The sequence below is a fragment of the Mesorhizobium sp. CNPSo 4684 genome, assembly GCF_057784315.1.
In genome coordinates, this window is record NZ_JBWLUX010000001.1 from 137,929 (window position 1) to 164,392 (window position 26,464).

23 protein-coding genes are annotated in these 26,464 nt (G+C 64.4%); 13 read left to right on the forward strand and 10 right to left on the reverse strand.

Annotated elements, in window-relative coordinates:
- Positions 1–57: 57 nt before the first annotated feature.
- The 3 genes from AC04SG_RS00720 to AC04SG_RS00730 all read left to right on the forward strand — a co-directional run bounded on the left by AC04SG_RS00720 (position 58) and on the right by AC04SG_RS00730 (position 3,501).
- Complete coding sequence (locus tag AC04SG_RS00720; protein ID WP_488549507.1) at positions 58–873, forward strand: inositol monophosphatase family protein; 816 nt, start codon at positions 58–60, stop codon at positions 871–873.
- A gap of 102 nt (positions 874–975) precedes the next feature.
- Complete coding sequence (locus AC04SG_RS00725) at positions 976–2,028, forward strand: thioesterase domain-containing protein (RefSeq protein ID WP_488549508.1); 1,053 nt, start codon at positions 976–978, stop codon at positions 2,026–2,028.
- Positions 2,029–3,501, forward strand: coding sequence for a class I adenylate-forming enzyme family protein (locus tag AC04SG_RS00730; RefSeq protein WP_488549509.1), 1,473 nt, complete (start codon positions 2,029–2,031; stop codon positions 3,499–3,501).
- Between the two features lie 96 nt (positions 3,502–3,597).
- Here the strand turns inward: AC04SG_RS00730 and AC04SG_RS00735 are convergent, their stop codons facing one another.
- Together AC04SG_RS00735 and AC04SG_RS00740 are read right to left on the reverse strand one after the other, a co-directional pair.
- The gene (locus AC04SG_RS00735) at positions 3,598–5,568 is read right to left on the reverse strand and encodes a tripartite tricarboxylate transporter permease (protein ID WP_488549510.1); all 1,971 of its coding nucleotides are present in this window, start codon (positions 5,566–5,568) and stop codon (positions 3,598–3,600) included.
- A 7-nt stretch (positions 5,569–5,575) separates the two neighbouring features.
- A complete protein-coding gene (locus AC04SG_RS00740; RefSeq protein WP_488549511.1) occupies positions 5,576–6,565 on the reverse strand; it encodes a Bug family tripartite tricarboxylate transporter substrate binding protein in 990 nt (329 codons plus the stop codon).
- Between the two features lie 309 nt (positions 6,566–6,874).
- Here AC04SG_RS00740 and dnaK point away from each other — a divergent pair, with 309 nt between their 5' ends.
- The 6 genes from dnaK to AC04SG_RS00770 all read left to right on the forward strand — a co-directional run bounded on the left by dnaK (position 6,875) and on the right by AC04SG_RS00770 (position 12,576).
- Entirely contained in the window at positions 6,875–8,791 is a 1,917-nt protein-coding gene (gene dnaK / locus AC04SG_RS00745; RefSeq protein WP_488549512.1) for a molecular chaperone DnaK, read from the forward strand.
- Positions 8,792–9,012: 221 nt separating this feature from the next.
- Positions 9,013–10,143 carry a molecular chaperone DnaJ gene (dnaJ, locus tag AC04SG_RS00750; RefSeq protein ID WP_488549513.1) on the forward strand — a complete coding sequence of 377 codons (1,131 nt, stop codon included), beginning with the start codon at positions 9,013–9,015 and terminating at the stop codon, positions 10,141–10,143.
- Positions 10,144–10,305: 162 nt separating this feature from the next.
- A complete protein-coding gene (gene pmtA / locus AC04SG_RS00755) occupies positions 10,306–10,911 on the forward strand; it encodes a phospholipid N-methyltransferase PmtA (protein WP_192257057.1) in 606 nt (201 codons plus the stop codon).
- A gap of 45 nt (positions 10,912–10,956) precedes the next feature.
- A complete protein-coding gene (locus tag AC04SG_RS00760) occupies positions 10,957–11,553 on the forward strand; it encodes an NADPH-dependent FMN reductase (protein ID WP_488549514.1) in 597 nt (198 codons plus the stop codon).
- Positions 11,550–12,263, forward strand: coding sequence for an orotidine-5'-phosphate decarboxylase (pyrF, locus tag AC04SG_RS00765; RefSeq protein WP_488549515.1), 714 nt, complete (start codon positions 11,550–11,552; stop codon positions 12,261–12,263). The genes AC04SG_RS00760 and pyrF overlap by 4 nt, the downstream gene beginning before the upstream one ends.
- Positions 12,264–12,288: 25 nt before the next feature.
- Complete coding sequence (locus AC04SG_RS00770) at positions 12,289–12,576, forward strand: DUF1330 domain-containing protein (RefSeq protein WP_112559048.1); 288 nt, start codon at positions 12,289–12,291, stop codon at positions 12,574–12,576.
- Here AC04SG_RS00770 and AC04SG_RS00775 read toward each other — a convergent pair.
- From AC04SG_RS00775 to AC04SG_RS00805, 7 genes are all read right to left on the reverse strand, one after another.
- A complete protein-coding gene (locus tag AC04SG_RS00775; RefSeq protein ID WP_488549516.1) occupies positions 12,573–13,631 on the reverse strand; it encodes a D-alanine--D-alanine ligase family protein in 1,059 nt (352 codons plus the stop codon). The genes AC04SG_RS00770 and AC04SG_RS00775 overlap by 4 nt on opposite strands.
- Positions 13,632–13,753: 122 nt before the next feature.
- The gene (locus tag AC04SG_RS00780) at positions 13,754–14,629 is read right to left on the reverse strand and encodes an SMP-30/gluconolactonase/LRE family protein (protein ID WP_488549517.1); all 876 of its coding nucleotides are present in this window, start codon (positions 14,627–14,629) and stop codon (positions 13,754–13,756) included.
- The gene (locus AC04SG_RS00785) at positions 14,629–15,270 is read right to left on the reverse strand and encodes a 2-dehydro-3-deoxy-6-phosphogalactonate aldolase (RefSeq protein ID WP_488549518.1); all 642 of its coding nucleotides are present in this window, start codon (positions 15,268–15,270) and stop codon (positions 14,629–14,631) included. The genes AC04SG_RS00780 and AC04SG_RS00785 overlap by 1 nt, the downstream gene beginning before the upstream one ends.
- On the reverse strand, positions 15,267–16,220 hold the full coding sequence (locus tag AC04SG_RS00790) for a 2-dehydro-3-deoxygalactonokinase (RefSeq protein ID WP_488549519.1): 954 nt from the start codon (positions 16,218–16,220) through the stop codon (positions 15,267–15,269). The genes AC04SG_RS00785 and AC04SG_RS00790 overlap by 4 nt, the downstream gene beginning before the upstream one ends.
- Positions 16,217–16,984 (reverse strand): SDR family NAD(P)-dependent oxidoreductase, encoded by a 768-nt coding sequence (locus AC04SG_RS00795; RefSeq protein WP_488549520.1) that lies wholly within the window; start codon positions 16,982–16,984, stop codon positions 16,217–16,219. Before AC04SG_RS00795 ends, AC04SG_RS00790 begins: the two co-directional genes overlap by 4 nt.
- A gap of 171 nt (positions 16,985–17,155) precedes the next feature.
- Entirely contained in the window at positions 17,156–18,505 is a 1,350-nt protein-coding gene (locus AC04SG_RS00800; protein WP_142867395.1) for a putative bifunctional diguanylate cyclase/phosphodiesterase, read from the reverse strand.
- Between the two features lie 100 nt (positions 18,506–18,605).
- The gene (locus AC04SG_RS00805) at positions 18,606–20,393 is read right to left on the reverse strand and encodes a GtrA family protein (RefSeq protein WP_488549521.1); all 1,788 of its coding nucleotides are present in this window, start codon (positions 20,391–20,393) and stop codon (positions 18,606–18,608) included.
- Positions 20,394–20,523: 130 nt separating this feature from the next.
- Between AC04SG_RS00805 and AC04SG_RS00810 the strand changes: the two genes are divergently transcribed.
- The 3 genes from AC04SG_RS00810 (at position 20,524) to gshB (ending at position 22,929) form a co-directional block, all read left to right on the forward strand.
- Complete coding sequence (locus AC04SG_RS00810) at positions 20,524–21,528, forward strand: glycosyltransferase (protein ID WP_488549522.1); 1,005 nt, start codon at positions 20,524–20,526, stop codon at positions 21,526–21,528.
- Between the two features lie 4 nt (positions 21,529–21,532).
- On the forward strand, positions 21,533–21,907 hold the full coding sequence (locus AC04SG_RS00815; RefSeq protein WP_488549523.1) for a GtrA family protein: 375 nt from the start codon (positions 21,533–21,535) through the stop codon (positions 21,905–21,907).
- An 80-nt stretch (positions 21,908–21,987) separates the two neighbouring features.
- Positions 21,988–22,929, forward strand: coding sequence for a glutathione synthase (gene gshB, locus AC04SG_RS00820; RefSeq protein ID WP_488549524.1), 942 nt, complete (start codon positions 21,988–21,990; stop codon positions 22,927–22,929).
- Positions 22,930–23,010: 81 nt separating this feature from the next.
- Here gshB and AC04SG_RS00825 read toward each other — a convergent pair whose 3' ends face one another.
- A complete protein-coding gene (locus AC04SG_RS00825; protein ID WP_488549525.1) occupies positions 23,011–24,522 on the reverse strand; it encodes a calcium-binding protein in 1,512 nt (503 codons plus the stop codon).
- Between the two features lie 289 nt (positions 24,523–24,811).
- Here AC04SG_RS00825 and AC04SG_RS00830 point away from each other — a divergent pair, with 289 nt between their 5' ends.
- Positions 24,812–26,344: a YifB family Mg chelatase-like AAA ATPase gene (locus tag AC04SG_RS00830; RefSeq protein WP_488549526.1), complete on the forward strand. Its 1,533-nt coding sequence runs from the start codon at positions 24,812–24,814 to the stop codon at positions 26,342–26,344.
- The last annotated feature ends 120 nt before the right edge of the window (positions 26,345–26,464 follow it).

The following is a 26,464-nucleotide window of genomic DNA, read 5'->3' on the forward strand; positions in this document are numbered from 1 at the left end:
TTGCAGGAGAGGCTCGTCTGCTAAGGGCAGACGCCTTCCTCAGCCGAGAGCCTTGCCGTGACCCATGACCTCGACCAGCGCATGCATTTCGCCATCGATCTGGCGCGACGCGCCGGCGAACTCGGCCTGAAATACTTCCGCGACCTCGAAAACCTGACCATCGAGAGCAAGGGCCATCAGGACCTGGTTTCCGATGGCGACCGCGAGGTCGAACTGTTCATCCGCGCAGCGATCGCCGCCGCCTATCCGCAGGATGGCATTGTCGGCGAGGAACATGCCGCGGTTGAGGGATCGACGGGCCATGTCTGGGTCATCGACCCGATCGATGGTACCGCCAACTTCGTGCGCGGTATTCCGGCCTGGTGTGTGGTCATCGCCTGCGCCAAGGATGGCGAGGTGGTCGTCGGCGTCATCCACGAGCCGTCGACCGGCGAAACTTTTCACGGCCGCCGCGGCGGCGGCGCTTTCGTCAATAGCCGACCTATCAAGGCCAGCACCGCCGGCCTTGGGGAAGGATCGGTCGGAACCGGGCTGTCGAACCGCGCGGAGACGAAGCATGTCACCGTGCTGATCGGCCTGATCGTGGCAGAAGGCGGCGTCTTCTTCCGCAACGCATCGGGCGCGCTGATGCTGGCCTATTCGGCATCCGGCCGGTTGCTCGGCTATGTCGAGGAACACATGAATGCCTGGGACTGCCTGGCCGGCATGCTTCTGGTGGAAGAGGCCGGCGGCATGGTGCTGAAACCGGACCCGAAGACCGTGCTTGCCCAGGGAGCGCAGGTGATCGCCGGCGGCAAGCATGTGTTCCCGAAGCTGCAGGCGCTGTGCGCGCAGGCCTTCGGACCGCCGCCTGCCGGTATTGCGCAGGGTTAGGCTACTTGTTCAACGCATAGGCTGTGGGTTAAAAGCGGACAGGCATTCAGGGGGATGCCCTGTTGCCGGAAACGGCAATTCCATCGGTTCAAGGGCCTGCCGATGAACATGCATAACACCATCCGGCCAGACCGAACCGCGTTGGGCAGCGGGCCGGCGCAGGCGATCGCCGGCATCTTTGCGCAAGAATTGCAGCTGACCTCGGTCGGCCTCGACGACAATTTCTTCGATCTCGGCGGTGATTCGCTGGCTGCCGAAACTCTTGTGCTTGCGGTGCAGAGCCGGTTCGGCGTCAAGCTGCAGACCTCTGTGCTGCTGGAAGCGCCAACGCCGCGCGAATTCGGCAGACTGATCGCGTTGCAATTGCCCGAGCACCCGGCGCGGCGGCTGGCGGTGCAGGTTTTCGGCAGCCACGGCCAGGAGCCGATCGCCATGATCCATGGCATTTCCGGTTCGGCGCTGTTCGCCAACCGTTTCGGCAAGGCGCTGAAGCAACGCTATTCCATCATCGCCGTACGCGGCATGGGGCTCGAGCCCGGCGAGACGCCGTATGGCAGCGTCGAGGAGATCAGCGCCAATTATTTCGACGGCTTGAGCTCGGCCACCGGCCAGCACCCGCACGTCATCGGCGGCATCTGCCTTGGCGGGCTGCTGGCAATCGAGGTCGGAAGGCTGACCTTCGAGGCGACCGGCGAGCGGCCGGCTTTGCTGCTGATCGACCCGCCGCCGCTGGGTTCGGCCTGGCTGAAGCCGATGGCGGACAATCGCATGACCGCACAAAGGCGGCGCCAAATCACCCGCAAGGTCGTCTACTGGCGGCTGCTGCGCGACACGCTGGCAGCGGTCGGGCTTGGGCAGTCCAGGCTTGGGCGTCACACCAGGCAGAAGGCCTTCAAGAGCATGCTGGTGCGCGCTGCTGCGGGTTTCTCACCGTCTTCCTACCCTTGCGACATACTGGTCGTCGCCAGCTCGGAATGGAGCGCCACCACGGTCGAGCAGTACAAAGACTGGGCGAGCGAGAACACGCGGGTGGAAACGGTCGTCATGCCGGGCACCCATGACAAGTTCCGGGCCGCCAACATGGATGCGATCGACGCTGCGATCATCGCCTTCCTCGACGCCAGGCGCGCGCCGGCCGGAATGCCGGTCCGCTAGATGGGTTTTGGCCGCGACGTACTGGCTGCCTTCGCCGGCCATGGCGACCGCGTGGCAATGGTCAGTGGTCGCGACCAGATCACCTATGCGCAAGCGCTGACCCAGATCGACCATCTCGCCGCCAATTTCAGCGCGCTCGGTATTCGCCCCGGCGATCGCGTCGGGCTGGCCATGATCGGCAATATCGATGTCGTGCTGTCGACCCTGGCCTGCTGGAAGCTTGGCGCCACGGTTTCGATTGCCGACTTTCGTGCGCCGCGCAGCCAGCGGGCGCAGTTTGCGCGCGACTTCGTCCTGACGCTGATCCTCGAAAGCCGCAGCCCACCAGGGGACGATGTCTATCCAGGCGTCGCTTTCCAGGATGACTGGAAACACACCTCGCCTGCGCCCTATTCCGGCGCTCCTGGCGACGACAGCAATCCAGCCTTCCTGATGTTCTCGTCCGGCACGACCGGTGACCCAAAAGGCTATCTGCAGTCGCATGAGGCGCTTGCCGGGCGCGTGACGGGGCGCCGGCGCGGGCTGACCGGGACGGTCATGCGTCTGCTGACGCCGATGGTGATGTCCTATTCGGCGACGCGCCACCAGGTGTTCAGCTATCTGCGCCATGGCGGGACGGTGAATTTCTTTCCGCCGCTGTTCACGCCGTCCGAGCTGATCGAGGGTCTGCTGTCCTTCCAGGCCAGCGGCACGGCCCTGCCGCCACCGGTGATTACACGGCTGGTGCGCGAAGTGGGCGAACGCTCGACCCGGCTGCTGCCGGACCTGGCGGTGCTGTTCAGCATCGGCGGACCGGCAACTGTCGAAGACAAGCTGGCGGCCTACCGCAATCTTTCGCCGGGATATCGCATCAATTATGCGTCGAGCCTGACCGGCGGCATCACCACGCTGTCCGGCGCCGATGTGCTGGCCAAGCCCGGCACTGCCGGGCGCCCGTTTGCCGATGTGCGTGTCGAAATTCTCGATGCGGACGGGCGCGTGCTCGGCAAGGGCGAGAGCGGACTGATCAAGGCCTGGACGTCGACCATGGCTTCGGCGGTGGTGTCGGCGGGAAACAAACCGTTCGTCGACCCCAAGGTCATGGGCGCCGGCTGGGGCATTCCCGGCGACATCGGCTTTGTCGACGATGACGGTTTCCTGACCATTGTCGACCGCGAGGCCGACATGATCGTGCGCGGCGGCGTCAATGTCGCGCCGCAGGAGCTGGAGAAACTCATCCGCACCCATCCCAAGGTCAGGGATGTTGCGGTCGCCGGCTTTCCCGATGCGACGATGGGCCAGGAGATCGCCGCCTTCATCGTCGCCGACCAGGGAAGCGTGGCCGAGTTCGAGGCCTTCCTGCGCGCCAACACCTCGCCCGACCGGCGGCCGCGCGAGGTCAGGCTGGTGAGTTCGCTGCCCTACAGCGACAATGGCAAGCTGCTGCGCCGGCGCCTTGTCGAAACGCTGTCGCCGGCTGCCGCTAAGGCTTAGCCGTTTGCCTCGACAGGCTGCTTCAGCAGGTTTCTGGCTCGAACACCGCCGGGCCCGCCTTGAGCTCTTGCGCTACCTGCGCATCCGCGCCGCCGTTCAGAAATCTTTAAAAGGATCGGCCAGCCAGGGCGCTGGCCAGGGCTGCGACGCCAGGAGATCGAACACAGCATAGATGCAAAGCGTCGTGCCCGCGGCGACAGCCAGCGCCATCTTCGGCGACCGCGATCCGAGCATCCAGATACCGCCGCCAACAAAGACGAACGTGGCCGTGAGATGGCCTGCCAGCAGGACCAGGAAGGCGAGCACCAGGCAGAGGCCAAGCACGGTGAGATTGCCCTTCATCGCCGGCCCATCGGAAGGCTGCCATTCGCCGGCCGGCGTTACCTCTGCGCCGCTGGCAGACACCGGCTTTCGCCAGCGCAGCATGGTCTGGATAGTCGTCAACAAGGAAAACAGCGTCAGAAGGCCGGCTGTGATGGCCGGGAAGATGGCGGCCTCGAAGGGAAAATCGAGCAACGCGGTGACCAGAGCCGCGACGCCAAGCAGCGTCAGCGCACTGCTGGCGGCGATATCGGGCAACGCCGGCGGCAAGGCCTCGGCATTGCCGCGGGCCTTGATCCAGGACACGGTCTGCCTGACCACGCCGGCAATGGCGAGGCCGAGCAGGATGAGCACCAGCGGCTGTTTCAGCCAGGCCCAGCCGGAAATCTGGTAGGCGAGGAAGAAATAGTTTTCGAGGCTGGGGCCGAGCACGAAGCCGAGCGAAAAGGCCGAGCGCGGCCAGTTGAGCTCCTTCATTCCCATGCCGACCGCGCCGACCAGCATTACCAGCAGGAAGTCGAAAGCGCTCATATTGGTTTGGTAGGCGCCGACGACGATAAAGGTGACCACCAGTGGCACCAGGATCGCTGCCGACACTTGCGCGATACGCGCCAACTGCCTGGTCAACAGCAGGCAAGTCACGGCGCCGACGATGTTGGCGACGGCAATCGACAGCACCATCGAAACGGTGATCGCGGCGTTCTTGCCGAGCATATCGGGGCCGGGGACAAGGCCGTGGATGACAAAGGCGCCGAGCAGGATGCTCATCGAAGCCGATCCCGGCACGCCGAAGGCGATGGTCGGGATGAGCGAGCCACCCTCCTTGGCGTTGTTGGCGCTTTCCGGCGCAATGACGCCGCGCACATTGCCCTGGCCGAATTTCGGCCCGAGACCCGGCCGGCGCGAGGCATGGCCATAGGCGATCCAGTCGAGCACGGCGATGCCGATGCCGGGCACGGCGCCGAGCAGCGAGCCGATGGCGCTGCAGCGCAGCACCAGCGGCCATTCGCGCAGCGTATCCCTGATGCCTTGCCACATGCCGGCATAGGTCGGCCGCTCGGCGTTGCCCTGGATCGAGCCGCGCATGAGCAGCGAGGCCAGTTCGGGTAGGCCGAACAGACCGAGAAAGACCAGCGAAATCGGCAAGCCATCCCAGAGGTAGATCTGGCCAAAACTCCAGCGCTCGATGCCGGCAATGCTGTCGATGCCGATGAAAGAGGCCAGCATGCCGAGCATCGCCGCCGCCAGACCCTTTAACGGCTGGCTGCCGGCAAGGATGGCGACGATGGAGAGGCCGAAGGCGCAAATGGCGAAGAAATCCGGCGTCTTGAGGTAGAGCACCAGCGGGCGCATGACGGGAATTGCCGCCGCCAGCACCAGCGCGCCGAACACGCCGCCGATCATCGAGGCCGAATAGGAGGCGCCGAAGGCGCGTGCCGCTTCGCCCTTCTTGGCCATGGCATGGCCGTCGAGCACGGTTGCCGCGGCACCAACCGAGCCCGGAACGCCGAACAGGATGGCCGGAATGGTGTCCGACGTGGTGGTGACCGAACCCATGCCGAGCAGCAGCGCGAAGGCGGCAAAGGGGTCCATATTGTAGGTCATCGGGATCAGCAGGGCCATGGCGAACAGGCCGCCAATGCCCGGCACGACACCGACGACAAGGCCGGCGAACACGCCGGTAACCAGCATGAGCATGCGAAATGGCTGCGCCATCTCCGCAATGGCGGTAAGGATCAGATCCACATTAGGCCTATTTCACGAGTTCCCGGGCAGCGGCGAAGACCGCAGGCGTGGCTTTCAGCTGTTGCGCGACCAGCTGGCTGATCGCTTCGCCGGATGTCGGTTTGAGGGTGAGGTCGCCAAGCTTCGTAGCATCGGCGAGAAAATCGGCGTCCACGACCATCGCGGAATAGGCCTTGCGCAGCGCGTCGACGGTCTCTTTCGGCACGCCGGGCGGGGCGACGAGCGGGTGGTGGATGTGCAGCGCCGATTCGATGAGATCAGCCGCCTGACGTGCCGTCGGGTCGGCGATGGTTGCCGAAATGCTCGGCGTCGCGCCGGAACCGCCCTGCCCGAACGTGCCGATAATGTTGATCGCGGCGCGATCGCTTCTGAGCAGGGAGCTCGATACCCCGCACATGCCGGCGATCTCGCCGCGTTGCATGGCGAGTTCGATATCGGCGGTGCCGTCGAAACCGGTGACGATCTTGTATCTGGCCTTCATGCCGTTCTTGGCCAGTGCGGCGAAGATATATGTCGTGCTGTTCTTGCCTGTCGCTCCGATCAGGAAATCCGACTGCAGGAACTTTTCCATCGTGTCGATGCCGGATTGCTTGCTGGTCAGGCAATAGGCTGGATCATCGACCAGCGAACCGATCCACTGCAAGGCAAGCGGGTCGAAAGTCGCGTTTTCGGGATCGACGATCGGGGCGTAGAACATAGCCTCGCTGATCGAGGCGATGACGCTGCCGTCGGTCGGTTCGCTGCCGACGAGCATCTTGGTGAGCTTCAGACTGCCACCACCCGGCACATTCTGCACAATGATGTTGGGCTGCCCGGGCAGAAACCGGCCGAGATGACGCGCAATCAGCCTCGAAGTCTGGTCATAGCCGCCACCCGCGCCATAACCGACCTTGATGGTGATTGTCTGGAATTCGACTGCCTGGGCCGGCAGACTCAGGGCGAATGGCAGGCCGACAGCCACAAGAAGGGTGCGCAATCGCCCGAAAATCCGGCCCATTATCAATTCCCCCAAGATGTAGCGCCACTATATCTGGCGGGAAAACGATTAGAAGCCGCGTTTTCGTCCACCTTGGCCTTTGGCAGTGCCATCCGTCCGGACCGCCGGGCGGCCGATCTGGCGTGGTAAGCGCCGCATGTGGACGCCCGTGCGCAGAATGCTTGCGCCCGATGCCGCCTGTTCTTATATACGCGCCAAGCCGCCCAGCGCCGGCATGCCGGTAGCCGGGGCGGAATTTCTTGTGAACAGGGGCTTTCGTCGGAACGCCTTACGGGTCCTGAGAGCCTGCTTAGCGGAGAGACTAGAAAAATGGCAAAAGTAATCGGTATCGATCTCGGCACCACCAACTCCTGCATCGCCATCATGGATGGCAAGGAACCCAAGGTAATCGAGAATGCGGAAGGCGCGCGCACGACGCCTTCCATCGTCGCCATCTCGGGCGACGGCGAACGTCTCGTCGGCCAGCCGGCCAAGCGCCAGGCGGTCACCAATCCTGAAAATACCATCTTCGCGGTCAAGCGCCTGATCGGCCGCCGCTATGACGATCCGGTGACGGAAAAGGACAAGAAGCTTGTCCCCTACAAGATCATCAAGGGCGACAATGGCGATGCCTGGGTCGAAGCCGGCGGCAAGAAGCAGTCGCCCTCGCAGATCTCGGCCATGATCCTGCAGAAGATGAAGGAAACGGCGGAAGCCTATCTCGGCGAGAAGGTCGAGAAGGCGGTCATCACCGTTCCGGCCTATTTCAACGACGCCCAGCGCCAGGCCACCAAGGACGCCGGCAAGATCGCCGGCCTGGAAGTTCTGCGCATCATCAACGAGCCGACGGCAGCCGCGCTCGCCTACGGCCTCGACAAGAAGGATGGCAAGACCATTGCCGTCTATGACCTTGGCGGCGGTACGTTCGACATTTCGGTGCTCGAGATCGGCGACGGCGTGTTCGAGGTGAAGTCGACCAATGGCGACACCTTCCTCGGCGGCGAGGATTTCGACATGCGTCTCGTCGAATATCTGGCGGCCGAGTTCAAGAAGGAACAGGGCATCGACCTGAAGAACGACAAGCTTGCCCTGCAGCGCCTCAAGGAGGCGGCTGAAAAGGCCAAGATCGAGCTGTCGTCGACGACGCAGACCGAAATCAACCTGCCCTTCATCACCGCCGACGCAACCGGCCCGAAGCACCTGACGCTGAAGCTGACCCGCGCCAAGTTCGAGCAGCTGGTCGACGACCTCGTCCAGCGCACGATCGAGCCGTGCAAGGCGGCGCTCAAGGATGCCGGCCTGAAGGCCGGCGAGATCGACGAAGTCGTTCTGGTCGGCGGCATGACCCGCATGCCCAAGATCCAGGAGATCGTGAAGCAGTTCTTCGGCAAGGAGCCGCACAAGGGCGTCAACCCGGATGAGGTCGTCGCGCTCGGCGCCGCCATCCAGGCCGGCGTGCTGCAGGGCGATGTCAAGGACGTACTGCTGCTCGACGTGACGCCGCTGTCGCTCGGCATCGAGACGCTGGGCGGCGTGTTCACCCGCCTGATCGAACGCAACACGACGATCCCGACCAAGAAGAGCCAGGTGTTCTCGACCGCCGAGGATTCGCAGTCGGCCGTGACCATCCGCGTCTTCCAGGGCGAGCGTGAAATGGCGGCCGACAACAAGGCGCTCGGCCAGTTCGACCTGGTCGGCATCCCGCCGGCGCCGCGCGGCGTGCCGCAGATCGAGGTCACTTTCGACATCGACGCCAACGGCATCGTCAATGTTTCGGCCAAGGACAAGGGCACCGGCAAGGAGCACCAGATCCGCATCCAGGCCTCGGGTGGTCTTTCGGACGCCGACATCGAAAAGATGGTCAAGGACGCCGAAGCCAATGCCGAGACCGACAAGCAGCGGCGTGCGCTGGTCGAGGCCCGCAACCAGGCCGAGGCGCTGGTGCATTCGTCCGAGAAGTCGCTGAAGGAATATGGCGACAAGGTTTCGGAAACCGAGCGCACGGCGATATCGGATGCGATCGCCGCGCTGAAGACTGCGGCCGAGGGCGACGACGCTGCCGATATCGAGGCCAAGTCGCAGACGCTTGCCGAAGCTTCGATGAAGCTTGGCCAGGCCATGTACGAGGCCTCGCAGAAGGAAGCGGCGGAAGCCGACGCCAAGGCGGACGCCGCCAAGGATAGCGACGTGGTCGACGCCGATTTCGAAGAAATCGACGAAGACGACGACAAGAAAAAGTCGGCCTGAACGGCCTGACGGCAAGATAGTGCGGAAAGCCCGGCACAGGCCGGGCTTTTTTGCAACCCTCGCTGAAAAAAGTGCGGGTCCTGCCGAAAAAGTCACCGAAAAACACGGACAAGTCCGCGCCGGCCCTAGCATCCGGGCAGCACCGCTCCTAAATCGAGACAACGTGCCGGCAAACGACGCGACATGCATCAAGACGTTGAGCATCCGGATTGCGGGAAAAGATGAAAGCTGATTTCTACGAAACGCTGGGCGTACAAAAGGGCGCGGACGACAGGGAGCTCAAGAGTGCTTTCCGCAAGCTTGCCATGCAGTTCCATCCCGATCGCAACCCCGGCGATCATTCCTGCGAGCACAAATTCAAGGAAATCAACGAAGCCTACGAGACGCTGAAGGACCCGCAGAAGCGTGCGGCCTATGATCGTTTCGGTCACGCCGCCTTCGAGCAAGGCGGCATGAATGGCAGCGCGCAAGGTTTTGGCGCCGGCGGCTTCGCCGACATTTTCGAGGATATTTTCGGCGACATGATGGGCGGGCGCCAGCGCCGCTCTTCCGGCGGCCGCGAGCGCGGCGCCGATCTGCGCTACAATATGGAAATCACGCTCGAAGAGGCGTTTGCCGGCAAGACCGCGCAGATCCGCGTGCCGGCCTCGATCTCATGCACGGAATGCTCCGGCAGCGGCGCCAAGCCCGGTACCCAGCCGGTGACATGCTCGATGTGCCATGGTCACGGCAAGGTCCGCGCCACGCAGGGTTTCTTTTCGATCGAGCGCACCTGCCCGCAATGCCAGGGCCGCGGCCAGACGATCAAGGACCCGTGCCCGAAATGCGCCGGCCAGGGCCGTGTCACCGAGGAACGCTCGCTGTCGGTCAACATTCCGGCCGGCATCGAGGACGGCACCCGCATCCGGCTTGCCAATGAGGGCGAAGCCGGCCTGCGCGGCGGCCCCTCGGGCGACCTCTATATTTTCCTGGCGGTGAAGCCGCACGAATTCTTCCAGCGCGACGGCGCCGACCTTTACTGCAAGGTGCCGATCTCGATGATGACGGCAGCGCTCGGCGGCTCGTTCGAGGTGACGACGCTGGACGGCAGCCAGACCAAGGTGAAAGTGCCCGAAGGCACCCAGAACGGCCGCCAGTTCCGTCTCAAGGGCAAGGGCATGCCGGTGCTGCGCCAGCCCAATGTCGGCGACCTCTACATCCAGACCGCGGTCGAGACGCCGCAGAACCTGTCGCGGCGCCAGCGGGAGCTGCTGGAGGAGTTCGAACAGCTGTCGTCAAAGGAAAACTCGCCCCAGTCGAGCGGTTTCTTCGCCCGCATGAAGGACTTTTTCGAATCCTTCAGCGAGCGCTGACATTTTTCCTGACGCAAGTCGTTGTCCCAAACCGCTTCACACTTTTGGGCGACTTGCGTTAGCGCTTCCCGAACGTCATCAACATCTTATGCCAGATCGTGCCTTGCCTTGGACCTGTTAGCTGCTAAGTAGCGTGCAGGGGGGTGGTTGAGGAGAACTTGTATGGCACGTGGTCCGGGATTGCGGAAGGCGCTGGCGGAAAAGTTCGACGACGAACTCAAATTCTTCAAAGGCTGGATCGACAAGCCGAAGACCGTCGGCTCGATCGTGCCGACAAGCTCCATCACCGCCCGCAAGATGGCTTCGATCGTCAATCCGAAGTCCGGCCTGCCGGTGCTGGAAGTCGGCCCCGGCACAGGCGTCATCACCCGCGCCATCCTCGCCCAAGGCGTGAAGCCCGAAAATCTCTATGCGGTAGAATACAACACCGATTTCGTGCGCCACCTGCGCCAGCTCTATCCCGGTGTCAACGTCATCGAGGGCGACGCCTTCAATCTCAATGCGACGCTCGGCGACAAGCGGGACATGGTCTTCGATTCCGTCGTCTCCGGCGTGCCGCTGCTCAATTTCCCTGTGGCACAGCGCATCGCCTATATCGAAAGCCTGCTCGACCGCATCCCGGTGGGGCGGCCGATCGTACAGCTGACCTACGGGCCGCTGTCGCCGATCCCACCCGGCCGCGGCGACTACACGGTCAAGCATTTCGATTTCATCTTCCGCAACATCCCGCCGACGCAGCTGTGGATCTACCGCCGCGAGGCGCATTGATTTGAGTGATCCTTGGCTGTACCTGTCCCGTGACAAGGTTGGCCAATGGCAGTGATTCCGAAAATCCTCGTCTTTGCCGGCTCGGTGCGCAGCGGCGCCTTCAGCGGCAGGACCGCCGATGTGGCGCAGAAGGAGCTGGCCATGCAGGGCGCCGAGGTGACGCGCATTTCGCTGGCCGACTATACGCTGCCGATCTTGGACGAAGATCTCGAAAAGGAAAAAGGCGTCCCCGACAATGCCGTGAAGCTCGGCCGGCTGATCGCCGTCCATGACGGGCTGCTGATCGCGACGCCGGAATATAACGGCTCGATCCCGCCGCTGCTCAAGAACACGATCGACTGGGTAAGCCGGGTGCGCACGGATAGTGGCCGCACATTCAGGCCGTTTGTCGGCAAGGTCGCGGGCCTGTGTTCGTCTTCCAACGGACATTTCGCCGGGATACGCTGCATCAACCATCTGCGCGCCGTGCTGGTGCGCTGCCGGATGGAAGTGGTGACACCGGAATGCTCGGTAGCCCATGGCGGCAGTGCCTTCGACGCCGACGGCAATTTCAGGGATGAGAGACTGACCAAATCGATGGAGCACCTATGCCGCACGCTGATCGAAACCTCGCGCATGCTGTCGACCCGGATCGGGGCATGATTGCCGGGGCCACGCAGGCACACACCATGAGAGACAGGCTGATTGTCGGGCTCGACGTGCCGACCGTGAAAGAAGCCGAACAGGCGGTGCGCGAGCTCGATGGCGTCGTCTCCTTCTACAAGATCGGCTACCAGCTGGCGTTCGCCGGCGGGCTAGACTTCGCCAGGGACCTGGCTAGCAACGGCACCAAGATCTTTCTCGACATGAAGCTGCTCGACATCGACCACACGGTGGCCAAGGGGGTCGAGAACATCGCGCGCATGGGCATGACCATGCTCACCATCCATGCCTATCCCAAGGCGATGCGTGCCGCGGTGGAAGCCGCCAAGGGCAGCGATCTCTGCCTGCTGGCGGTCAGCGTGCTGACCTCGATGGACGAGCAGGACGTGATCGACGCCGGCTATGAATATGATCCGCACACGCTGGTGCTGAGGCGAGCCGAACAGGCGCTGCATGCCGGCATGGGCGGCGTCGTCTGCTCGGCCGAGGAGGCGGAAGCGGTGCGCCGCATCGTCGGCCCCGACCTGGCGGTGGTGACACCCGGCATCCGGCCCAAGGGCAGCGACCATGGCGACCAGAAGCGGGTGGTGACGCCCGGCCAGGCAATCCGCAACGGCTCCAGCCATCTTGTTGTGGGCCGCCCGATCGTCGCTGCAAGCGACAGGCGTGCAGCGGCGGAGGCCATACTGGAAGAGATGCGCGCCGCCTGACATTTTTCGAACCAGGAGAAGAGCAATGCCAAAGGGATACTGGATCGCCCGCGTCGATGTGCGCGATGCTGAAGGCTACAAGGACTATGTCGCGGCGTCGAAGCTCGCCTTCGACCGCTTTGGCGCGAAATTCCTGGCGCGCGGCGGCGAGCACGAAAAGGCCGAGGGCCAGGGCCGCGCCCGCAACGTCATCATCGAATTCGAATCGCTCAGCGTGGCGCATGATTGCTATCACTCGCCGGAATACCAGCGCGCCGTCGCCATCCGCCAGAAGGTGGCCGACGGCGAGATCGTGCTGGTGGAGGGGGTCTAGCGCCTCAACCTGTTCGCGGCGGTTGCGGCCATCGCATCGGTCAGTGTCATGCCCCATTGCTGCCGGCAATAGGCGCGGAAATCGAAGCAGGGCAGGCCGGGGCAGACCTCGAACTCGATGAGGTGGACGTGATCGTCGGCCTCGACCCTGAAGTCGATGGAAAACACGTCGCGCAGGCCAAGCCCGCTCATTAGTCGCTCGGCAATACGACGGATGGTTGCCGCGGCGGCCGGCTGGGCGTCGACGACCGGCTCCAGCACCGGTTCGCTGTAGAGCCCGGCTGCCTTGGCGGCCTCGCCGGTGTCGCCGTAAAGCGCCATCGAGTCGGCCATGGTCTGGAAATCGCCGCCGGAATCGACAAAGGCGATGCCGAGCGCTTCGGCGCCGGTTTCCGGCTCAAGCCCGAGGAAGCTGGCGCGGACATTGCGGCCGGCGACATAGGGCTGGACGACGACATCGTCGCGATAGGCGGCATAGACACGCCGGCTAAGTTCCAGCGCGTGCTGCAGCTCGTGGCAGCGCGAATCCGGCCAGATCCCGACCTTGGAGCCGAGCCGGTTGGGCTTGACGAACCAGCCGGCGGCTGATGGCGGGGGCTCGGCCAGCCAGCGGCCGTTGCGGGCGAGGCCGGCCTGCGGCACCGGCAGGCCGAGCGCGCCGAGCACGGCGCCGGAACGGAACTTGTCCTGGCAGAGCGCGAACAGCGCATCGTCGGCGCCGATGGTTTTGAGCCCACTCAGCCTGGCGAGCGCCGGTGCCGCCGCACCACGGAAATAGGCGATGCCGTCGGTCAGCGTCCAGACCAAGGTCGTTTCAGGATCGGCTTTCGCCAGCGTTGCTGCCGCATCGTCGAGTTCGACCGGCAGGAAGGCGAGGCTGCGTCGCTCGCAAGCGGCGGCAAGTTCATCGAATTCGGGGGCAAGATCGGTCGATTGCGCCAAATAGGACGAGATTTCCAGGGCACGCTCGGCAGGAAAGCCATCGGCAACCAGCCGGTCGAAACAGGCCTTTTCCGGCTCGTGGACGAGGATCAAGGTCGGATGGTTCTGCGGCATTGAATGGTCGGCTCCCGGCGCGATAGAGGCTATTACCATCGCACGGCAAGCACCATCGGCTTGCGTGAAACCGACCGGGCCGGGCGGTTGCGTGACAACCCTCAACGAAGCACTGGTGCCTCTCAGGCGATCAGCACGCGTGGCTCGAAGCGGCCGTTGACGGGGATGTCGAGCAGGAAGGTCATGCCGGCCTGCGGGTCGAGCTTGCGTTGCTTGTCGTCCTTGCCCTTCCAGGCCGAGGTTACCGCCAACCGGTCGGCCTTGAAACCGACAAAGGCCGGGCAAGAGGACTGCGTCGCCGGCATCGGGATTTCGCGCAGCAGCGTGCCGTCGGGCGCATAAGCCTTGACCGCCTTGCCGCCCCAGACGGCGTTCCACAACACGCCGTCGCGGTCGACGACCGAGCCGTCGACATAGCCCTTCGAGGAGCGGTGGTCGACGAACACTTTCGATTCGCCAACCGGCAGGCCGGTCGCCGGATCGCAGGCGACGCGCATCAAAAGGCCGGTCGCGGTGTCGGTGTAGTAGGCGATCGTCCCATCCTGCGAGAAACAAATCGAGTTCGACACGGTGATGCCGGTGTAAAGCGTACGCAGCTCGCCTTTGAAGAACCAGTAGATCGAGCCGGCGCCCTTGCCCTCGTTTTTGGCCATGGTGCCGACCCAGAAGGCGCCGCAAGGGTGGACACGCGAATCGTTGGAGCGCGTCAGCGCATTGTCGGCTTCGATGGCCGTATGCAGCGTCAGCTTGCCGGTCGCCACATCGCGGACGTGCAGGCCGGTCTCGGTGGCGATAAGCTGGCGCTTGTCGTCGATGATGGCGATGGCGCTGGCCATCTGGCCGAGCTCATGGACTTTCAGCACAGCTGAGGTGACGCCCTGCTCCAGCAACAGCCCGTTGACGATGTCGAACCAGAACAGCGTATCGGTGGCCGGATCGTAGCTCGGCCCCTCGCCGAGTTCGCAGATATGGTACGAGAAGACCGAAACCTTGTCCATCATGCCTCTCCGCCGAACGCCGCATCCCAGGCCGTCACCGCCGCCCGGGCACGCGTGGCCACCTCGTCGACGCTCATGCCGGGTTTGAACAGGCTGGAGCCGAGGCCGAAAGCGCTCACCCCAGCCGACTTGTAGCCGGCAAAGTCTTTCTCCGAAACGCCACCGACGGCGCCGACCACGGTGTCGGCAGGCAGCACGGCGCGCATCGCCGAAATGCCGCCGGCGCCAAGCACGCTTGCCGGGAAGAATTTCAGCGCCGAGGCGCCAAGCCGGATGGCTAGAAACGCTTCGGTGGGGGTGAACACACCGGGCATCGTCACCATGCCATGGTGCATGGCGCGGGCCATGACCTCGGCATCGATGTTGGGGCTGACCAGCAGTTTGCCGCCGGCCTTGGCCAAAGCGTCGACATCGGCTGAAGTCAGCACCGTGCCGGCGCCGACCAGCGCCGTCCTGGGCAGCGCCGCGACAATGCTGGCGATCGAGACGAACGGCTCGGGCGAATTGAGCGGCACTTCGATGGCCTCGATGCCGGCTTCGAAGAGTGCCTGCCCGATAGCCACCGCCTCGCCGGGCTTCAGCCCGCGCAGTATGGCGACAAGACCACGCTTGAGCTTCGGGAAAGGTGCGGTCTGGGTCACGCGCTCACTCCATTTCTGGCAATCATGCCATTTTCCCGCGCGGCTTCGATCAGGCCGGCACGCACCGCCTCGTCGGCGTCGACCGTCCTGACGGCAAGCCCGGCAAGATCGAGCGCCTGCCGATAAAGCGCGGCAAGCGCACCGGAGGCGACCAGCACGATTGCGGTGGTGCTTTCGCCGTAGCGGCGGCCTGCCGAGGCGATTTCGCCGCCGATCAGCAGGCCGGACAGGCACGCGGCAGCGTCGTCGGCTTTCAAGTCCTGCAGCAGGCCGGCGGCGCGGATCGAGAACAGCCGCGAGGTCACATCGCCGCCTTCGGCCAGCGCCTTGCGGCACCAGTTCTGGAAGAACGGATTGTCCGGGGTTACCGGCTTCGGGTTCTCGCCCAGCGAATGACGCAGGATCGAGTGAGTGGCCAGCACCGAGAACAGCTCGCCGGTCGGCCAGGTGCAGAAGCCATCGACCGCGCCGTCCGCGACCAGGACCCATTTCGAATGGGTGCCGGGCATGCAGACGAGATGGCGCCCCTTAGCCGGCAACCCGGCGCCGGCAAGCTGGGTTTCCTCGCCGCGCATCACATCCGGCGCGTCTTCCAGGCGCTGCGCCAGGCCAGGCACGATGCGGATGTCGCGGCTCTGGCCAGGAATGCGGGCGGCGCCCGCGAGAATGGCGCCGATCGGCGCCGGCACAGTGACGTAGGGCGCCTCCAGCCAGCCCTGGCGCGAGCCGGCCATGCCGCAGATGATGACCGGCAGTGTGCCCGGTGCGCCAAGCGCCGCCAGATGTCCCTCAAGGATGGTAGCAAAACCCTTTTGCTGCGCGGTGATCAGGCCGTCATCGCCGCGGCGTTCGGCCAGCGCCCGACCCGCCTCGTCGATCAGCCAGACCCGCATGCGGGTCGTGCCCCAGTCGACGGCGGCGACTGACGGGGTCTTGTTTGCCGGGCTCACAGGAAACCCCCGTCGACGATCAGCATTTGCGCCGTCAGCATGCGCGAGGCGTCGGAGGCAAGGAACAGCACGGTGCCGACAATATCGTCGGGCTGCATCACCTGCTTGATGCATTGCTTGGCGACATGAGCGGCGAGCCCCTGTTCGGTGACCCAGAGTTCTTTCTGGCGTTCGGTGATCACCCAGCCCGGCGCAATCGCGTTGACGCGGATGCCGTCGACGCCGAGCTTGCCGGCGAGGCCTTTGGTGAGACCGAGGATGCCGGCCTTGGCGGCGGTGTAGGCCGGCATGTCGGGGTGGTTGATTAGATAGGAGGTCGAGGTGAAGTTGATGATCGAGCCGCCGCCGGCCCGCTTCATGCCCGGCGCCACCGCCTGCGCAGTGAAAAAATGCGGGCGCAGATTGACGGCAAGATTGTTGTCCCAGAACTCGACGGTGACTTCAGCGACATCGTGGCGTTCGTCCCACGCGGCATTGTTGACCAGCACGGTGACGTCGCCATGCACTTCTGCCGCCCGGGCAACAGAGGCGCGCAACGCCTCGATATCGCGCAGATCGGTCTTGAGGTAGAGCGGCCGCCGGCCAAGTTCCTTTTCAACGCGGTCGGCAAGCAGCGTGCTTAGGCCATCGGCGATGTCGATGAAGGCGACATTGGCGCCCTGGCGAACAAAACCCTCGGTCAGCGCCGCACCGATGCCCGAACCGCCGCCGGTGATCAGCACCGAGGCGCCCCTGAGGTCGGCAAAATCCGCCGATGGCATCATGTTTTCCTACTCCCGATCCGGTCGGCGCGCATCCTATCCAGCCAAGTCCGGGGAGCAAGGGCGAAAACGGTGTTTTCTCCGGCTTATGTCAGACAAAAGGACGCAAGATGGTGGGCCACGCCTGCCCGGGCTGGAACCGCTGACCCGCTAGACGCAGGGGCAGACTGGCGCTCAGATCGCCTTGGCGTAGAGGGCGCCGCGATAGGAATCGCGGAGATAGCCGAGCGTGGCGTCGGCATCGACCGGCTTGCCGAACAAATAGCCCTGGCCGCCGGCGCAGCCGAACTGGACGAGGCGGTCGGCTTGCGCCTCCTCCTCGATGCCTTCGGCGACGACATCCATGCCGAGCCCCTCGCACATGGCGAGAATGGCGCGGATGATGTGCTCGGACGGACGGTCGTCGAGGATCGAGGAGACGAAGGCGCGGTCGATCTTGAGCTTGTCGAAGTGGAATTCGCGCAAGCGGCCGAGCGAGGACTGGCCGGTGCCGAAATCGTCAAGCGAGACGCGGATGCCGACGCGGCGCAGATCCTCGACGATCTTCTCGGCCGAGGCCGGATCGTTCATCAGGCCGGTTTCGGTGATCTCGATCTCCAGCCGGCGCGGATCGAAGCCGGTGCGGTCGAGGATCGACAATATGTGCAGGCCGGTGTTCTGGTCGACGAGCTGCGAGGGCGACAGGTTGAAGGACAGGAACAGGTCCTTCGGCCAGCTGCGCGCCGCTTCGGTCGCCTTGCGCAGCACCAGCTGCGACAGCGGGCCGATGATGCCGCGCTCCTCGGCGATGGGAATGAACACAGTCGGCGGGACGACGCCGAGATCGCGATCGGTCCAGCGCGCCAGCGTCTCGAAGCCGATGGTGCGGCGGGTGTTGAGGTCGACGATGGGCTGGAAATGCGGCTCTACCTCGCCGGCCGAGACGGCGCGGCGCAGCGCCTGCTCGATGCGGGTGACGCGTTTGGCCGCCTCTTCCATCTCTCTGGTATAGACGACGACGCGGCCACGCCCCGAACGCTTGGCATGGTAGAGCGCCGTTTCGGCCTTGTTGACGAGGATTTCCGTGGTTTCGTCGCCGGAATAGAACAGCGAACAACCGACCGAAGCCGAAAGCCTGGCGGTGCGTTCGCCGACATCGTAGGGCGCCGACAGGATTTCGATCATCATGCGCGACTTCTCGGCCGCGGCTTCCTCCGAGAACACCATCGGATAGAGGAAGGCGAATTCGTCGGCGCCGATGCGGCAGACGGTGGAGTGACTGTCCATCGAGGCGCGCAGCCGCATCGCCACCTGGATCAATATGTCGTCGCCGGCCTTGTGGCCGAACAGATCGTTGATCGGCTTGAAGCCGTCGAGGTCGAGAATGCCGACGGTGAAGGGCGCGGGATCGTCTGCTCGGTCGCTGATCAGGCGGTCGACCTTGTCGAAGAAGCGGCGATGGTTGCCAAGCCCGGTCAGCGTGTCGGTGAACGCCAGATCCGAGTTTTCCCTGCTTGCCTGCCCGGTGCCAAACGTCGTTTGCATCGGTATCCCTGTTTTTGACGTCCGAAATTCACGCTGAGACTGGCAGCAAAGCGTTTAGGAACCGTATCGCGAAATCGATTTTTCACTGGCGAATGATGCTTTAGCGGACGCGGTAGAGTTCGACCGGGTTCCCGCGTGTTTCGGCCACCGATTCGAGCCAATCGGGGACGCTTCCCTGCATCAGCTGGGCCAGGAAGCCTTGGGGCGCCTTGGCAGCGAGCACCTTGCTCTCGGCGCTGCCACGGCAGAGCGCCACCAGGCCGACATGGTGCTGCGCCACGATCGCCTTGGCCTGGTCCGCCGATCCGAGGAAGGCATCGAGCGCAAGCAGGTCGCCGGCGATGTTGCGATGATAGGGGCCGGCAAAGACACGGTGGCCGGAATAGGCCAGGATGGGCGAGCCGAGATTGGAAATGGCAAGCACCATGGTGTCCGGCAACCTGGCCAGCGTTGCGAAGGAGGCCTTGCGCGTGCAGGCCGGATCGGCGTCCTTGGCTTCGGCGGAGACCTTGTGGGCCTCGAAAGCGCTCGAGGTCGCGGCGGCAGCGCCGGCCCAGACGGCATTCACCGACACCAGCCAGACTGCCGCCATGCGCAGCGACACGCTGCGCGAAGGGCTAATGCTCGCCCGTTCGCGCCATGTTGCGATCCAGGCCGATAGCGGGATGACGGCAAAGGCGATCGAGAATGTCGAGCCGCGGACCTGCCAGGCGCTGACGATGAAGGCGGCGGCCAGCAAGGCGCCGACGAGGCTGTCCTGGCGCCGCCACGGTCCGCGCAGCCGAAGCGCCATCAGCGCGATCGCCACCAGCGGCGTGACATAGCGCGCCGCCACCGAGGCCGGGTCGCTGACGGCAATATGGAACAGCGACTGTGCCTCATCGATGTGGTCGAGCCACAATTCCTTGAGGCGCGGATCGAGGTTTGCGTAGGGCGCGGCAAGGCACTGCGGGAACAGCGCCACGACGACGGCGCCCAGCACAAGCGCGAGCAGACCGAGCGAGATCAGCCGGCGGCCGGCCGTGCCATTGGACGCCCTGAGCGACGTCACGACGGCAAGGCCCAGTCCGGCGATTGCCGCAACAACGAATTGCACGGCCGAAAAGGCATCGCACTGCGCCTGGCCCCAAGCCGATGGCGGGATGGTGGTGACGAACACGAACGCCGAAACCCCGGCAAAGCCGAGACCGAAGTCCCTTGCGATCCGGTGCTCGCCGCCGGGGTCGGCGACAAACAGCAAGGCGATGCAGGCGCCGATGGTGGCGACATAGGGCGCGGTTTCCATGCCGACGGCCAGCGTCAGTGCAGCGCACAGACCCGAAAACAGCGCCGCCCAGCGGTGCGTCGGCGCCTCGAGCAGCAGGCTGAGGCTGGCCATGGTCAGCGTCAGCTGGACATTGTGATGATCGAGCGCACCCGGCAAGAAGATGCCGATGAAATGCAGCGCCGCCGCGCCGATGACGATTGCGGGCAGTACGGCGCCGGCGCCGGCAAAGCTGCGCGCCGCGCGGGCGAGGAAGAACACCGCCAGGAAAAACAGCAGCGCCGGCCACAGCACCTGTGCGATCGCCTCGGCCATGGCCATGCTGCCGGTCAGCGCCGAAGCGACGAGGATGATGGCGGCGAGCGGCGCATCGACCAGCCGCGACCAGTGCATGACGAAGCCGCCTTCCGGCCCCATCCGGTACTGATGCAGGTCGAACCAGCCCTGGCCGGCCAGCATGTCGCGAACCTCGACCAGCCGCAGCAGGCTGTCATTGTCGCCGCCGGCATTGCTCAATTCGCGAAAGCCCGTTGTGGCATTGACGGCCAGCGCCACCAGCATGGCAAGCAGCGCCAGCGTCATATCGGACTTCCAGGAGGAAGCACCCGCCTTGGCTGCGTTCATCATCACGGCCTTTGTCGGAAAGAAGCTCGGCTTAAACCTAGCCTTAACAGCTTCAATAAATAGTAAAGTCGCCTGAGCGAGGCCGCATTTGAGCGCGGCCGGAGGCTCCGCCGGGCATCGGGAGACGGAAATGCCGCACGAAGTCCGCCACGAGCCGGCCATTGCCGTGCTCCTGCCCTGCTACAATGAGGAACTGACCATCGCCGAGGTGGTGCGGCGGTTTCGCGAGACGCTGCCGTCGGCCGCGATCTATGTTTATGACAACAATTCCAGGGATTTGACCGCGCTCAAGGCGCGTGCCGCCGGCGCCATCGTCATCCGCGAGCCGCGCCAGGGCAAGGGCAATGTCGTGCGGCGCATGTTCGCCGACATCGATGCCGATATCTATCTGATGGCCGACGGCGACGGCACCTATGCGCCGGAAGATGCACCGCAGCTTATCAACATCCTGCAGACCGAGCGCTGCGATATGGTGGTGGGTACCAGGCGCGGCGTCGCCGACGATGCCGGCCGTTCCGGCCATGCCTTCGGCAACCGCATCTTCAACAGCCTCTACAAGCGGCTGTTCGGCACCGACTTCACCGACATCTTCTCCGGCTACCGCGTCTTCTCCAGGCGTTTCGTCAAGAGCTTTCCCGCCGTTTCCGGCGGCTTCGAGATCGAGACCGAAATGTCGGTGCATGCCTCGCAGCTCAAGCTGCCTGTCAGCGAGATCGCGCTCGACTATGGCCGCCGGCCTGAGGGATCGTCGTCGAAGCTGTCGACCTATCGCGACGGTGCCAGGATCCTGTGGATGTTCGCCATGCTGATGAAGGAGACGCAGCCGCTGCGCTTCTTCGGCGCCTTCGCGATCCTCTTCCTGGCATCGAGCCTTACCCTGATGACGCCGGTGCTGATCGAATTCGCCCAGACCGGTCTCGTGCCGCGCATGCCGACCTGGGTGCTGTCGGTCGGCCTGCTGCTGTTGTCTATGCTTGCGATGGTGACCGGACTGATCCTCGATTCGGTATCGCGCGGACGCGCCGAGCAGAAGCGCATCTTCTATCTCTCGGTCCCGTCGGGCCGGGTCGAACGACGCGAGCGCACAAGCGAAACCCCGAAAGCCGAACCGCGCAAGACGCCCCGGGCCGCCTGAGGCCGTGGGCAGGCTCGCCCGCTTCGTTTTTGCCGGCGCTGTCGGCTTCGTCGCCGATGCCGCGGCACTCTGGCTGCTTTTGGCCGTGACGCCGCTCGGCGCCTTCGTCGCGCGCTTGCTGTCGATCGGCTTTGCGCTCTGCGTCACCTGGCAGATCAACCGGCACCTGACGTTTTCGCCGTCGAGCCGCGGCGTAGCGCAGGAGGGTGCGCGCTATGGCGGCGTCGGCATCGCCACCAGCATCGTCAACTATGTCGTCTATTGCGCCATCCTGTTCGCGCTGCCGGCAATGCCGCCGCTGGCGGCACTTGCGATTGCCTCGCTGGTGGCGATGGCGCTGTCCTTCCTCGGATACTCCCGGCTGGTCTTCGACCGCTAAGGGTCTGGGCCAAGCAAGCGCGATTGGCAGAAGCCCCCGAGTTCCCTATATCGGCGGCATAGCCCGCTGGAGACTGAAAGATGCCCCTGAAAATCGCCGTCCAGATGGACCATGTCTCCACCGTCTCGATCGCCGGCGACACGTCGTTTGCGCTGTCGCTGGAGGCGCAGCGGCGCGGCCACCAACTGTTCCACTACACGCCCGACCGGCTGTCGATGCTGGGCGGCAAGGTGTTTGCCCGCATCGAGGAGATGAAGCTCCGCGACGAGAAGGGCAATCACTACACGCTGGGCGACAAGGTGCGCACCGACCTGTCGGAGATGGACGTGATCCTGCTGCGCCAGGATCCGCCCTTCGACATGAACTACATCACCACCACGCATATCCTCGAGCGCATCCACCCGAAGACATTGGTGGTCAACGATCCGGCCTGGGTGCGCAACAGCCCGGAAAAGATCTTCGTCACTGAATTCCCCGACCTGATGCCGGAAACGTTGATCACCAAGGATCCGCAGGAAGTCGCCGCCTTCCGCAAGCAATTCGGCGACATCATCGTCAAGCCGCTCTACGGCAATGGCGGCGCCGGCATCTTCCATCTCAAGGAGGACGACCGCAACCTCGCCTCGCTGCTCGAGATGTTCGCCCAGCTGTCGCGCGAGCCCTATATCGTGCAGCGCTATCTGAAGGATGTGCGCAAGGGCGACAAGCGCATCATCCTGATCGACGGCGAGGCGGTCGGCGCAATCAACCGGGTGCCGGCCGACCACGATTCGCGCTCCAACATGCATGTCGGCGGCCGCGCCGAAAAGACCGAGCTGACGGAACGCGAACGCGAGATCTGCGCCAGCATCGGGCCATCGCTGAAGGAACGCGGTTTCATCCTCGTCGGCATCGACGTGATCGGCGACTACATGACCGAGATCAACGTGACCTCGCCCACCGGCGTGCGCGAAATACAGCGCTTTGGCGGCGCCGACATTGCGAGCCTGTTCTGGGACGCGGTGGAAGGGAAGCGGAAATAGAGCAGTTTCGCGGAACCACAGAACCGCTCTATCTCTTTGCTTTCACGCAATTCCTGCGGGAAAACCGTTTCATACCTTGCCCTAGATCACGAAGAAGTCGTCCGCGGTGACCCAGGTGCCCGGGTCGACGGCGGCAAACTTGACAGCCGCCGCGCCGCCTACCCCGTCCACATCGAACAAAAGGTCGCCCGTCACGTCGTTGTAAAGGATGTGGTCGCTGTCATCGATGGCTTTGTCACCTATCGCGAAGACTGCCGCGAAAAGCGGGCCGGCCTGCAGTCCGACAAACACGGAGCTGTCCAGGCGGATCATATCGTCTTGCGCATCGAAGTTTTCGATCCTGTCGCAATTCGCCAGTCCAAGCGCGTCGAATACGAAGACATCCCTGCCCTCGCCGCCAGCCAGCCGGTCGCCGCCGGCGCCGCCATTGAGGATGTCATCGCCAACGCCGCCGCGCAGGTCGTCGGAGCCGGCACCGCCGTCGAGGGCGTCGTCGCCCTCATCGCCACGGATGCCGTCCGTGCCCGCGCCGCCGCTTATGACGTCATTGCCGGCGCCGCCCTTCAGCCAATCAGTGCCCGCGCCACCGATGAGGGTGTCGGCGCCGGTGCCGGTGCCGCCGAACAGCTGGTCATCGCCGGCGCCGCCATCGAGTGTATCGTTAAACGACGTGCCGATGACACGGTCGCCGCCGCCGAGCGCGGTGACGAGCGCGGCACGATCGTGGGCTCCATAGTTCACTGTGTTCGCGGCTTCGGTCAGCGCGATGGATTCGGCCGGTGGAGCAACCGTGATCGTAATCGTCGCCAGATTGCTGTTGCCCTGGCCGTCCGTGGCATAAACCGTAAAGCTGTCAGTGCCGACGAAGCCCGCCTCGGGTGTGTAGTCGAACAGATTGCCGTTCAGAAAGTCGGCATGATAGTGCAGGCTGTTGCCATAGTGACCCTGGTGAAACGGATAATAATTGCCGTCGAAACGCGTGCTTTGCTCAAAGGTGCCGTGGTCCGGCCCATCGATGACGACAAAGCTCAGGAGATCATAGTCGGCATCGGCGGCGCTGAATTTGATGTCGTCGAGAAATTCCCCCTGCGAAACCGACACATTCAGATTGGCGACCGTGGGCGCATGATTGACGAACGTGTCGGGCTGCAGCGTGCCGCCCTCCAGGATGATCTGGTGCTGGCCGTATTGGGTGTTTTCGCCGCCGAAATACTCGTTCGCCCCGATCCAGGTGACGGTGATGGTGTCGGGGCTGTCGGCGTTGACCGAGACGATCCGGGCCGACAGGTAGGCGGCCTGGTCGGACAAGGTGCGGAGAAGATTGCCGTCGTTGTCGAAGACCTGCGTCTCGACCGTCGTCCAGGTCTCGGTCCTGCCCTCATTGGTGAAGCTGGTGATGGTGAAGAAGCCGTCGAAGACATCGACCGAAGCCACGTCAATCCCGCCGAACGGGAAATCGGGCTTTGCCCCTATCGGCCCGATCACGTCGCCGTCGGGTTCCGTGATGCTGAAAAGCACCGCGTCTGGGCTTGGATTGGGATAGTCGGGTTCTTCCCATACGGTGAGCTGACTGCCATTGCTTAAGGTCGGCATCCTGTTTTCCTCGCTTTGGCGCCTGGACGCGCTGCGGATGTCCCCCGGTCCCAACCATACCATAGTATGCGAGTCGGATCGGTGACTCCCAACCGCGCCGCGCCTTTGTGGTTAATTCTGTCTCGGGCGAAGGCAGGCGTCGGCATCGTATGGTGCCGGAAGGGCGGCGACACTTGCATGTTCCTGTAATGTTCTTGCCTTGGCCTGAAATCTATGGTTGTTTTAGCTGACGTTGCTCGCGGTCTGATCAGAAAGGCCCGAGCGAGCCGGTATCCGGGGGCTTGAACAAATGGTGGCGCGGGTTCGCACGGTTGCTTTCCAAGGCATCGAAGCCGTGCCGGTCGATGTCCAGGTGATGATCGCGCCGGGCAAGGTCGGCATGCACATTGTCGGCCTGCCCGACAAGGCGGTGGCCGAGAGCCGCGAGCGGGTGCAGGCGGCACTCCATGCGTCGGGCCTGTCGATGCCGTCGAAAAAGGTCACGGTCAACCTGGCGCCCGCCGACCTGCCCAAGGAAGGCAGCCATTACGACCTGCCGATCGCGCTCGGCCTGATGGCGGCGCTTGGCGCCATCCCGGGCGATATGCTGGCCTCCTATGTCGTGCTCGGCGAATTGTCGCTCGACGGCACCATTGCCGCGGTGGCCGGCGCCCTGCCGGCGGCGATCGGCGCCAATGCCGAGGGAAAGGGCCTGATCTGCCCGTTCGGCTGTGGCCCAGAAGCAGCATGGGCCGGCAAGGATTTCGACATATTGGCGCCGCGCAGCCTGATTGCGATTGCCAATCATTTTCGCGGCACGCAGGTGCTGTCGCGGCCCGAGCCCGGCATCCATGTCTCGGCGCGCGACCTGCCCGACCTCTGCGACATCAAGGGCCAGGAGAGCGCCAAGCGGGCGCTGGAAGTAGCGGCCGCCGGCGGCCACAATCTGCTCATGGTCGGCCCGCCAGGCTCGGGAAAATCGATGCTGGCGCAGCGCCTGCCCTCGATCCTGCCGCCGCTGGCGCCGAAGGAACTCTTGGAAGTCTCGATGATTGCCTCGGTGGCGGGCGAACTCGGCGAAGGCAAGCTCACCGACCGGCGGCCGTTCCGCGCTCCACACCATTCGGCTTCGATGGCGGCGATGGTCGGCGGCGGCCTCAGGGTGCGGCCAGGCGAGGTCTCGCTCGCCCATCACGGCGTGCTGTTCCTCGACGAATTCCCCGAATTCTCGCCGCAGACGCTGGATGCGCTGCGCCAGCCGCTGGAGACCGGCGACTGCATGATCGCGCGCGCCAACCACCGCGTCACCTATCCGGCGCGCATCCAGCTGGTGGCGGCGATGAACCCCTGCCGCTGCGGCATGGCCGGCGAACCCGGCTATCGCTGCCTGCGCGGCGAGCGCTGCCGCACCGACTACCAGGCGCGCATTTCAGGCCCGCTGCTCGACCGCATCGACCTCAGAATCGAAGTGCCCGCGGTCTCGGCCGCCGACCTGATCCGCCCCGACCGGGCGGAAAAGAGCGCCGCCGTAGCCCAGCGCGTGGCCCGTGCGCGCACCATTCAGCGCGAGCGCTTCGAACGGCTCGGCGTCACCAGCGCGACCACCAATGCGCATTGCTCGCCCTCGATCATCGAAGACATCGCCGTGCCGGATGCAGCCGGCCTGTCGCTGCTGAGAGACGCCAGCGAAAAGCTCGGCTTTTCCGCGCGCGCCTATCACCGCGTGCTGAAGGTCGCGAGAACTCTGGCCGATCTCGACGCCAGCGAAACCGTCGGCCGCATCCATCTGGCCGAGGCGATTTCCTACCGCGTGAGTTCGGAGCGCGCGGCACAGGCGGCGTAGATCCCTCCCCCTTGAGGGGAGGGTGGCCGCGAAGCGGCCGGGTGGGGTCGCCGAAGATGGCTCGACCTGCCGAGCTCAGTACAGCCCTCAACGATGACATTGCTTGGAGTGTCCGCCGAA

Excerpts from the sequence above, each read along its gene's own strand:
- AC04SG_RS00725 (WP_488549508.1), top strand. The coding sequence starts at position 976 with ATGAACATGCATAACACCATCCGGCCAGACCGAACCGCGTTGGGCAGC.
- AC04SG_RS00730 (WP_488549509.1), top strand. The coding sequence starts at position 2,029 with ATGGGTTTTGGCCGCGACGTACTGGCTGCCTTCGCCGGCCATGGCGAC.
- AC04SG_RS00740 (WP_488549511.1), bottom strand. The coding sequence starts at position 6,565 with ATGGGCCGGATTTTCGGGCGATTGCGCACCCTTCTTGTGGCTGTCGGC.
- dnaK (WP_488549512.1), top strand. The coding sequence starts at position 6,875 with ATGGCAAAAGTAATCGGTATCGATCTCGGCACCACCAACTCCTGCATC.
- dnaJ (WP_488549513.1), top strand. The coding sequence starts at position 9,013 with ATGAAAGCTGATTTCTACGAAACGCTGGGCGTACAAAAGGGCGCGGAC.
- pmtA (WP_192257057.1), top strand. The coding sequence starts at position 10,306 with ATGGCACGTGGTCCGGGATTGCGGAAGGCGCTGGCGGAAAAGTTCGAC.
- AC04SG_RS00760 (WP_488549514.1), top strand. The coding sequence starts at position 10,957 with ATGGCAGTGATTCCGAAAATCCTCGTCTTTGCCGGCTCGGTGCGCAGC.
- pyrF (WP_488549515.1), top strand. The coding sequence starts at position 11,550 with ATGATTGCCGGGGCCACGCAGGCACACACCATGAGAGACAGGCTGATT.
- AC04SG_RS00770 (WP_112559048.1), top strand. The coding sequence starts at position 12,289 with ATGCCAAAGGGATACTGGATCGCCCGCGTCGATGTGCGCGATGCTGAA.
- AC04SG_RS00775 (WP_488549516.1), bottom strand. The coding sequence starts at position 13,631 with ATGCCGCAGAACCATCCGACCTTGATCCTCGTCCACGAGCCGGAAAAG.
- AC04SG_RS00780 (WP_488549517.1), bottom strand. The coding sequence starts at position 14,629 with ATGGACAAGGTTTCGGTCTTCTCGTACCATATCTGCGAACTCGGCGAG.
- AC04SG_RS00795 (WP_488549520.1), bottom strand. The coding sequence starts at position 16,984 with ATGATGCCATCGGCGGATTTTGCCGACCTCAGGGGCGCCTCGGTGCTG.
- AC04SG_RS00800 (WP_142867395.1), bottom strand. The coding sequence starts at position 18,505 with ATGCAAACGACGTTTGGCACCGGGCAGGCAAGCAGGGAAAACTCGGAT.
- AC04SG_RS00805 (WP_488549521.1), bottom strand. The coding sequence starts at position 20,393 with ATGAACGCAGCCAAGGCGGGTGCTTCCTCCTGGAAGTCCGATATGACG.
- AC04SG_RS00810 (WP_488549522.1), top strand. The coding sequence starts at position 20,524 with ATGCCGCACGAAGTCCGCCACGAGCCGGCCATTGCCGTGCTCCTGCCC.
- gshB (WP_488549524.1), top strand. The coding sequence starts at position 21,988 with ATGCCCCTGAAAATCGCCGTCCAGATGGACCATGTCTCCACCGTCTCG.
- AC04SG_RS00825 (WP_488549525.1), bottom strand. The coding sequence starts at position 24,522 with ATGCCGACCTTAAGCAATGGCAGTCAGCTCACCGTATGGGAAGAACCC.
- AC04SG_RS00830 (WP_488549526.1), top strand. The coding sequence starts at position 24,812 with ATGGTGGCGCGGGTTCGCACGGTTGCTTTCCAAGGCATCGAAGCCGTG.